Source organism: Magnetococcales bacterium, from assembly GCA_015231925.1.
Taxonomy (GTDB): domain Bacteria; phylum Pseudomonadota; class Magnetococcia; order Magnetococcales; family JADGAQ01; genus JADGAQ01.
Genome location: JADGAQ010000189.1, coordinates 1 through 7,892, shown reverse-complemented (window position 1 = coordinate 7,892; position 7,892 = coordinate 1). Strand labels below are relative to the sequence as shown.

Sequence of the window (7,892 nt, the reverse complement as noted above, 5' to 3'; positions counted from 1 at the left end):
ACAACACATTGGGGACTCCGTCCCCAAACCCCTGCTGGGGACCATGATGGTCCCCGGACCCCCGTATTAATGAACGAATGAAACAGAAACGGAATAATCCCCCCCGGACCCCCGTATAACCGAACGGATGAAGGTTATCCTTGTGTCCGCGGTTTGAAGCGCAAGGCCACGCCGTTGTTGCACCAACGCTGTCCGGTGGGAGGGGGGCCGTCGTCGAAGACATGGCCCTGATGGCCGCCACACCGGGCACAGTGATACTCGGTGCGGGGAAAGAGAATCTTGTAATCGGTCTTGGTCTCCACATGGTCGACAATGGCGCGGGTGAAACTGGGCCAACCGGTGCCGCTGTCGAACTTGTCCTCCGAGCGAAAGAGATCGAGATCACACCCGGCGCAATGGTAAACCCCCGCGCCGTACTCCTTGTTCAAAGGACTGGTAAAAGCCCGTTCCGTGCCCTCTCGCCGCAACACGTCGTACTGCTCCGGCGTCAACAGGGCACGCCATTCGGAGTCGCTTTTGTCAATTTTGTCCACCTTTTTCTCCCCGGCAATGCTCCCGCCTCGCCACGGATACCCCGCCATCAGAGCGATTCCCAGCGTCAACAACCGGCGTCTATTCATGGGGTTTGATGTTCCACAGCTCCGAGAGCCGTGCATCGCGGCCACAGGCCAGGCGATAATAGCGGTAACGCAACGGGTTCTTGCGAGCGTAATCCTGATGATACTCTTCCGCCGGATAGAAGGCCTTCAGGGGGGCGATTTGGGTGACGACGGGCTGCGGAAAGGGTTTGTTCCCCTGGAGCCGGGCCAGCGACTCCTCGGCCAGGCGTTTTTGCGCCTCGTCGTGATAAAAGATGGCGCTGCGATACTGGGTGCCCACGTCGCAGAACTGCCGGTTCGGCGTGGTGGGGTCGATATTGCGCCAGAAGACCTCCAGCAGGGCTTCGTAACGGATCTTCTCCGGATCGAAGACCACCTGCACGACTTCGGCATGGCCCGTACCTCCGGCGGAGACCTCCTCATAGGTGGGGTTGACGGATTCACCGCCGGCATAGCCGGAAATGGTTTCCACAACCCCCGGCAGTTGATCGAAGGGCCCTTCCATGCACCAGAAACAGCCTCCGGCAAAGGTGGCCTTTTCCACGCTTCCCCCCTCGCTGGCTCCCGCCAGACCGATCCAGGCGATCAACAGCAACCCAATCCGCATGCTCATTTCTTGATGAAGGAGTCGTGGGGTGTTTCACCCAGGACTTTCGTCAGGATGTGGAGCAGGCGTTCGGTCGCCTTGTTGGTCAGGGATTGGATTTCACCGGGATTGCCGACCAGATTGAAGCCCTCCTTGCCGATGATGGGAAAGGCCATCAGCTTGCCCTTTTTCTTGACGATGGCGTTGGCCACGATCTTGCGGGCGGCGACGTTGGCGCCAAAACGATTGAAGGCGGCGGCCAGCATATCTTCGTTATCCTGCTTGAGCAGGCCGATGGCCAGGATCTGCCCCGTCATCGAATCGGGGGAACGGGCGAATTTGGTGGCTTCGGCCATGTCCCTGGAGCGGATGCCGATGGCACCGAGACATTTGTTGACCAGTTTGGCTGCGGCGATTTCGGCAGCTTCGGTATCGTCTTTGAGATACTTTTCCAGCAGGGAGCGCAGAGCCGGCACATCGGCCACCTTGGCGACCGCCGTGGTCAGGATGGCGGCGGCCTTGGGATTGTCCTTCAGAGCGGTCAGGGAACGGGCCAGATGTTCGTTGCGGGCCTCCTGCCGGTTGACGATGGCGGTCGCCAGAACCACCGCTCCCGGAGATTGGGCGTCGATCAGCTTCATGGCTTCCAGAATCTGATCCACGCCACCCTTGCCCATGATCTCCATGGTCCAGATGATTTCGGCTTCGGGCTGGGGCCGGGGGGCGGAGGCGATGGCCCGCATGATGTGGTTGACCGTGCCTTGCTCCGAAATGGCCATGGCCAGGGATTTCATGGCCTTGGGGCTGGCGGCGGAAAATTTCAGGGCATCGATGAGAGGATTGATGCCCTTGCGGGTCACGATGCCGTCCACCAGGGCTTCCAGCAGTTGCAGATCGGCATTCACCTTGGACAAGGCGTCCACCAGATGGAAGGATTTGGCCTCCGGATGGTTGAGGATGGCGCCCACCAGGGTCTGCACGTCCGGTGGATTGGAGAGGACCAGAGTCAAGGCAGCCAGCATTTTTTCAAGCTGACCCTCCTGAATGACCTCGGAGATGTTGACCGCTCCCTCGGTACCCAGAAGTTTCTTGTTTTCCTTGATCTCCTCGGACTCTTCCTGTTGAGCCTGGGCCGCCGTGAAGCGCGTGTCCAGATTGTTCAGAGCCTGGGAGGAGTCATTGCCCAAGGAATTTTCCAGGGTTGCCCGAATCCGTGCCAGCTCTTCCGCTGTATAACGATCCCGACTTGTAGCCATCTGCCCGCTCTCCTGCCTGCCGCTTTCCCAAGGATCCTTTCGGATTCGTGAGAGACTTGTCAATTGTGCATGATCCTGGGATAGTGATCGGCAGTCGTCAAGGGATCCTACCATATTGAAACAGAGGAGTGGGCACCATGCCTGCCGATAATCCGGTTGCGCTGCTGCAAGATGATTTGGATCAGGTGCTGTGCGAGCGGTTTTCCGCCAGCCGGTTCCTGGCGGTGGACACCGAAACACGCGGTCTGAATCTGTCGCGGGACCGGCTCTGCCTGGTGCAGATGTGCAACGAAGAGGGTGTTACCGCCCTGGTGCAGGTGCGGGATCAACCGGCTCCCCGACTCAAGTTGGTTCTGGAATCGCCGGGGGTGGAAAAAATTTTCCATTTCGCCCGCTTCGACCTTGCAGCCTTGCGCCATTGGCTGGGTATTCGCGTCAATCCGGTTTTCTGCACCAAAATCGCCTCCCGACTGGTGCGCACCTATGCGCCGCGCCACGGCCTGAAGGATCTGGTGGCGGAACTGCTGAATATCGAAATGGACAAGGAGGCCCAATCCTCGGACTGGGCCTCTCCCAACCTCTCCGCCAAACAACTGGCCTATGCGGCTGCGGATGTGACCCATCTGGTGGCCTTGCGGGAGCGTCTGCTGGAGATGCTGATCCGGGAGGGTCGCTGGGAGCTGGCCCGCTCCTGCATGGACTTTCTGCCCACGCGGGTGGATCTCGATCTGGCGGGATGGGAAGCGGAAGATATCTTTTCCCACTCCTGACACGCTATGGAACTGCAAGGCCACAACGTACTGATCACCGGAGGAGCCCGTCGGGTCGGCGCGGCGATTGCCCGCCATCTTGCGGCGAAGGGGGCCAGTCTGGCCCTGCATTGCAATCGCTCCCGCGAAGAGGCGCAAGCCCTGGCCGGGGAACTGATCCGCCCGGGTGTCCGGGTGGTGGTGGTTCAGGCCGATCTGACGCGGACCGACCAGGTGATGGCGCTGCCCGCCCTGGCGGCGGCGGAGCTGGGGCCGTTGAGCGTGTTGATCAACAACGCCTCCATTTTCGAACCGGGAGAACTGGCCTCGACCTCCCTGGAGCAGTGGCAACGCCATCTGCAGGTCAATCTGACGGCCCCGTTTTTGTTGATGCAGGCTTTTGCGGCCCGGTTGCCCCCGGCTTTGCCCGATATCCCGTTGCGAGGCCGCATCATCAATATTCTGGATCGCAGCGTGGTCCGGCCCCGCGCGGGATATGCGGCTTATTCGGTCAGCAAGGAGGCTCTGTGGAGCCTGACCCGACTGGCGGCGAAGGAGTGGGGTCCCGCTATCGCCGTCAACGCCGTTGGACCCGGTCCCGTTCTGCCCCCGGAAGGCGGCTCCGAAGAGGCCTTCCAACGCCTGGGACGCCGGTTGCCCCTGGGGCGTACCGGCAGCCCGGATGCCGTGGCGGAGGCGGTGGCCTTCCTGCTGAGTCAGGATTTTCTGACCGGAAACCTGCTCCTGGTGGATGGCGGCGAACACCTGCTTTGAGACGATTTCATCCCGAGCCTTCGAAAGAGAACCATGTCGCCACGCGATCGCATCCATATTCGAGACCTGCAACTGCGCTGCATCATCGGCATCCAGGAGTGGGAGCGTTCCACGCTCCAGGACGTGCTGGTCAACATCACCCTGTGGGTTGATCTGGCGACGGCGGGAGCCGGTGATCGCATCGAAGAGACCGTCAACTACAAGACCCTGAGCAAAAAGGTGATTGCCCTGGGGGAAGGCTCCTCTTTCTTCCTGGTGGAGGCCTTGGCGGAAGGCATCGCCGCCCTGTGTCTGGAAGACGACCGGGTAATCCGGACCGAGGTGACTGTGGAAAAGCCCGGCGCCCTGCGTTTTGCCCGCTCGGTGGGAGTCACCATCGAACGCCACCGATTGAAGGATGGATGAGCCGCTGCTGATCGCTTTCGGGTCCAACCTGGATCCCCTGCCCAATCTGACGGCAGGGCTTACCCGGTTGCACGCCTGTTTGGGAATCCGACGTATTTCCCGTGTGTACCGCACCGCTCCGGTGGGGGAGATTGCCAGCCAACCCGATTTTCTCAACGGGGTTGTGGCGTTGGAGCGGGGTTTGCCACCGCTGGAACTCAAGGCGCTGCTGCGTGATATCGAAGCCGCTCAGAAACGGGAACGTCCTCCAGGGGGCAAACACTATGGCCCCCGCACGCTGGATCTCGATATTCTGCTCATGGGAGCCCGAGTGGTGAAGCGGGAGGGGCTGACCATCCCCGATCCCGATCTGCTGACCCGCCCCTTTCTGGCATGGCCCGCAGCCGAACTCTATCCCCTGTTTCCCCATCCCCTGACGGGCCTCTCCCTGGTGGAGGGGGCTCGTTGTTTGCAACAGCAGCCGGGTGTCATGGAAGTCGATCCGGAGGCCAGTCGCCTGTTGACCGAGCTGTTTCCGGCCTTGGAATGAGGAGAGGGTACCGTATCCGTTTACCGCAGGGGTGGGAATGTTTTTGGGGAGGGCAAGACGATGATGGAATACCTGCTTAAAAAAATGTGGAGCAGACTCAGTCCGGAACGGCTTTTCTGGAAGCATCGCGTGTTGGATTGGTCGGAGAAGAAGATGATTCCGTTCTCTCTGGCCCCTCCGAGGCTGGTTTATATCGAGTTGGCCTCGGTTTGCAACCTCAAATGTCCGGTTTGTCCGACGGGAACGAAGACCCATCAGCGGGGCGACGAGTTCATCAAACCGGATCTGTTTCGCAAGATCGTGGACAACCTCGGGCCTTTCCATCCATATGGCACCTTCCAGATTTGGGGGGAATCCCTCCTTCATCCCGAAGTCAGCAACCTGATCCGTTATGCCAAGGATCATGGATTTCTGGATATCACCATCAATACCAATGGTAACATCAATAAACCTTATAGCTGGTTCAAGGAGCTTGTTGCCTCCGGTATTGATGATTTGATCGTTGCTGTCGACGGATCAGATCAGAAGAGTTATGAGGCCTATCGCCGTGCCGGCAGTCTGGATAACGTATTGCGGTTTTTCGCCATGATCTGCCAAGCCAAACAAGAGGCCAATTCGTCGCTTCCGCGTATCTCCCCGTTGATGGTGGTCAATCGCTTCAATGTGGAACAGGAGGAACAGATCCGTCAATTGCTCGCTCCTTTTGATGTGGCGCCTTTACGTAAACGGAATTTCAATATCTTCAATATGCACGAAAACATTCCAGCAGAGGTATATCTGGATTATTTGCCCAATCCGGCGGATTCCCGATTTGAAAAAACCCCGCAGGGCGGGTTGACCGTCCGTTCCCTGGTCAGTTCTCCGCAACGTCTTGCCTGTTATGGTTTATGGCAATATTTGCATATTTCCGTGAATGGACATTATTTGCCATGCTGTTCCGCCTGGGAAAACGAACCAGCAATGGGAACCCTGAATGAGATGATGCCAATTGATTTCTGGTTTTCGAAGACTATGACGAATTACCGGAAGAGAAACCTCGACGATCCCCTTTCTATTCCTCTCTGTCAGCGCTGCGTCTATATCAAAAGGAATAGGGGCATATCCGTATAGCTTTCTTATGGCAAGAAATCGGCCCGAGATACTCGCTCCGGAGGTGTGGGGTTGTCCGATGTTCGCTTCTGTAATGGAGCCAAAAATCCGGGCAGTGTGATAAGCTATAGGATATGAGTTGTTCGGTCGTCATCACTCCTCGGCGCTGGGCTCCGACTATTCTGCACCCCGCTTGACTGATTCTTGAATAAAAAAGAATTGGATATTCGCTAATTGATAAAATTTTTGACAACATATTAATACTAAAATATCAACAAAGGTGTCGGCTATTTATAACAAAAAAGGAATGTGAATTCAGCCCAGCGGGTTGGGAATAGTCGGAGCCTGGTGCCCCTGGTGCCATCGAGGGGCAATTTCTGGTGGGCCTGCCCCCCATCCGGCGCAAGATTGGGGAACGGGGCGGGGCTGTCCGATATCGCCTTCACGATACCCGCCACGGGTTCGCATCGGTGGGGGTGAGGTCGGGAATGGGCTTGCCCATCGTCGGGGCGCTGCCGGGACACAAAACCCCCGCCATGACTGCTGCCCGTTATGCCCAGGGGGGATGATCCGTCAAGGTGGTCGCTGACCGCCTTGCCGCTGCATTGGATGGCAAACCCACGGCGGAGGTGATACCTTTGAACAGGGCCAAGATCCACGCCAACCAGGGAGGTTGAACCATGTTATCCGTGATGTTGCCAGACTCCATGGCCGAACCGTTGCAGGCAGCCTGTGAAGAGACCGGTGGTACCCTTTCTCAACTGGTGGTGGAAGCTGTGGAACGGTATCTGCGGGAGTTGGAAGAGGACCGGCAGGACGTGAAAACAGCCCGACTGGCCTTGGAGGAATATGAACAAAACGGTGGTGGTATTCCCTTGGATGATTTCGCACGGGAACTCGGCATAAGGGTATGAGTTATTCGGTCGTCATCACTCCTCAGGCGCAACGCCAAATTCGCAAAATGGTTCAGTCGGTTCAGGAGCGAGTTCTTCTTGCCATTCGCCAGCTTGAGGCAACCCCAGGTCCGGAAGGTTGCATAAAGATGGTGGGAATTCGAGACCTTTACCGCATTCGAACAGGCGACTACCGCATTTTTTATCGCATCCAGGATCAGAAACTTCTGGTGCTTGTTCTGGAAGTGGGCAACCGGCGCGAAATCTACCGCTGACCCCACCGAACACCTGGTCTACCGCGAGGCGGGAAAAAGGGGAACCTTCACCCTGCTGAGCGGGTTATTCCCATGAAGGATACCTTTGCAAAAAAGGCACACATCAAATCCCTGCCCACCGTGGCCGAACTGTGCGACCTCTATTTGCAGGAGGGTGTGGCCACGGTGAAGCCGTCAACTCTGGCAACGGACCGGGGGCGCATACTTCGACATATCAAGCCGGTATTGGGTATGAAGAAGATTCACGAGGTGGCGACAGCCGATATCGAACGATTCAGGGATGCGGTGGCCAAAGGCAAGACCGCAACCGATGTGAAAACCGGGCCACGGGGCCGGGCCATTGTGACAGGTGGGGAAGGAACGGCCAACCGCACCCTGGAACTGTTGAGCAGTATTTTTGCGTTGGCCTGCCGTCGCAATCTGCGAGCGGATAATCCCTGCCAGGGAGTCAAGAAATTCCGTCGTCGGGTCATGGAACGCTTTTTGACTGGCGAGGAATTGGCCCGATTGGGGGAGGCGATGCAGGAGGCGGAAAACGAGGGAGTGAATCCGGTTGCCTTGGCATCACTGCAGCTTCTCCTGCTGACCGGGATGAGACGGGGTGAGGTGTTGAGCCTGCAATGGTCCCATGTCGATTTTGAACGTGGCTGTTTGCGCTTGCCCGACTCGAAGACCGGAGCCAAGGTGGTGCATCTGGGAGCGGCTGCCTTGGAGGTGCTGGCAGGGCTGCCACGGGT

The 7,892-nt window shown here is 58.1% G+C and carries 11 protein-coding genes; 8 read left to right on the top strand and 3 right to left on the bottom strand.

The window, feature by feature from the left end; all coding sequences use genetic code 11:
• Positions 1-134: 134 nt before the first annotated feature.
• From msrB to HQL56_16355, 3 genes are read right to left on the bottom strand one after another with little or no spacing between them, the layout of a single operon-like run.
• Positions 135-620, bottom strand: a complete 486-nt coding sequence (msrB, locus tag HQL56_16365) for a peptide-methionine (R)-S-oxide reductase MsrB (protein MBF0311090.1) — start codon at positions 618-620, stop codon at positions 135-137.
• On the bottom strand, positions 613-1,212 hold the full coding sequence (gene msrA, locus HQL56_16360; GenBank protein MBF0311089.1) for a peptide-methionine (S)-S-oxide reductase MsrA: 600 nt from the start codon (positions 1,210-1,212) through the stop codon (positions 613-615). The genes msrB and msrA overlap by 8 nt, the downstream gene beginning before the upstream one ends.
• Positions 1,209-2,441, bottom strand: coding sequence for a hypothetical protein (locus tag HQL56_16355; GenBank protein MBF0311088.1), 1,233 nt, complete (start codon positions 2,439-2,441; stop codon positions 1,209-1,211). Before HQL56_16355 ends, msrA begins: the two co-directional genes overlap by 4 nt.
• Positions 2,442-2,578: 137 nt before the next feature.
• Between HQL56_16355 and HQL56_16350 the strand changes: the two genes are divergently transcribed.
• The 8 genes from HQL56_16350 to HQL56_16315 form a co-directional block, all read left to right on the top strand.
• Positions 2,579-3,211 (top strand): ribonuclease D, encoded by a 633-nt coding sequence (locus tag HQL56_16350; protein MBF0311087.1) that lies wholly within the window; start codon positions 2,579-2,581, stop codon positions 3,209-3,211.
• A 6-nt stretch (positions 3,212-3,217) separates the two neighbouring features.
• Entirely contained in the window at positions 3,218-3,964 is a 747-nt protein-coding gene (locus HQL56_16345) for an SDR family oxidoreductase (GenBank protein ID MBF0311086.1), read from the top strand.
• Between the two features lie 33 nt (positions 3,965-3,997).
• Positions 3,998-4,369 (top strand): dihydroneopterin aldolase, encoded by a 372-nt coding sequence (gene folB, locus HQL56_16340; protein ID MBF0311085.1) that lies wholly within the window; start codon positions 3,998-4,000, stop codon positions 4,367-4,369.
• The gene (gene folK / locus HQL56_16335) at positions 4,362-4,898 is read left to right on the top strand and encodes a 2-amino-4-hydroxy-6-hydroxymethyldihydropteridine diphosphokinase (GenBank protein ID MBF0311084.1); all 537 of its coding nucleotides are present in this window, start codon (positions 4,362-4,364) and stop codon (positions 4,896-4,898) included. The genes folB and folK overlap by 8 nt, the downstream gene beginning before the upstream one ends.
• Before the next feature lie 60 nt (positions 4,899-4,958).
• Complete coding sequence (locus HQL56_16330) at positions 4,959-6,008, top strand: radical SAM protein (GenBank protein MBF0311083.1); 1,050 nt, start codon at positions 4,959-4,961, stop codon at positions 6,006-6,008.
• A 659-nt stretch (positions 6,009-6,667) separates the two neighbouring features.
• Positions 6,668-6,901 (top strand): hypothetical protein, encoded by a 234-nt coding sequence (locus tag HQL56_16325; protein MBF0311082.1) that lies wholly within the window; start codon positions 6,668-6,670, stop codon positions 6,899-6,901.
• Positions 6,898-7,155 carry a type II toxin-antitoxin system RelE/ParE family toxin gene (locus HQL56_16320; protein MBF0311081.1) on the top strand — a complete coding sequence of 86 codons (258 nt, stop codon included), beginning with the start codon at positions 6,898-6,900 and terminating at the stop codon, positions 7,153-7,155. The genes HQL56_16325 and HQL56_16320 overlap by 4 nt, the downstream gene beginning before the upstream one ends.
• A gap of 72 nt (positions 7,156-7,227) precedes the next feature.
• A partial coding sequence (locus HQL56_16315) for a tyrosine-type recombinase/integrase family protein (GenBank protein MBF0311080.1) occupies positions 7,228-7,892 on the top strand: 665 nt, incomplete at its 3' end.

Coding starts and splice junctions, on each gene's coding strand:
- HQL56_16350 (MBF0311087.1), top strand. CDS start 2,579: ATGCCTGCCGATAATCCGGTTGCGCTGCTGCAAGATGATTTGGATCAG.
- HQL56_16325 (MBF0311082.1), top strand. CDS start 6,668: ATGTTATCCGTGATGTTGCCAGACTCCATGGCCGAACCGTTGCAGGCA.
- HQL56_16320 (MBF0311081.1), top strand. CDS start 6,898: ATGAGTTATTCGGTCGTCATCACTCCTCAGGCGCAACGCCAAATTCGC.
- HQL56_16330 (MBF0311083.1), top strand. CDS start 4,959: ATGATGGAATACCTGCTTAAAAAAATGTGGAGCAGACTCAGTCCGGAA.
- folB (MBF0311085.1), top strand. CDS start 3,998: ATGTCGCCACGCGATCGCATCCATATTCGAGACCTGCAACTGCGCTGC.
- msrB (MBF0311090.1), bottom strand. CDS start 620: ATGAATAGACGCCGGTTGTTGACGCTGGGAATCGCTCTGATGGCGGGG.
- HQL56_16345 (MBF0311086.1), top strand. CDS start 3,218: ATGGAACTGCAAGGCCACAACGTACTGATCACCGGAGGAGCCCGTCGG.
- folK (MBF0311084.1), top strand. CDS start 4,362: ATGGATGAGCCGCTGCTGATCGCTTTCGGGTCCAACCTGGATCCCCTG.
- msrA (MBF0311089.1), bottom strand. CDS start 1,212: ATGAGCATGCGGATTGGGTTGCTGTTGATCGCCTGGATCGGTCTGGCG.
- HQL56_16355 (MBF0311088.1), bottom strand. CDS start 2,441: ATGGCTACAAGTCGGGATCGTTATACAGCGGAAGAGCTGGCACGGATT.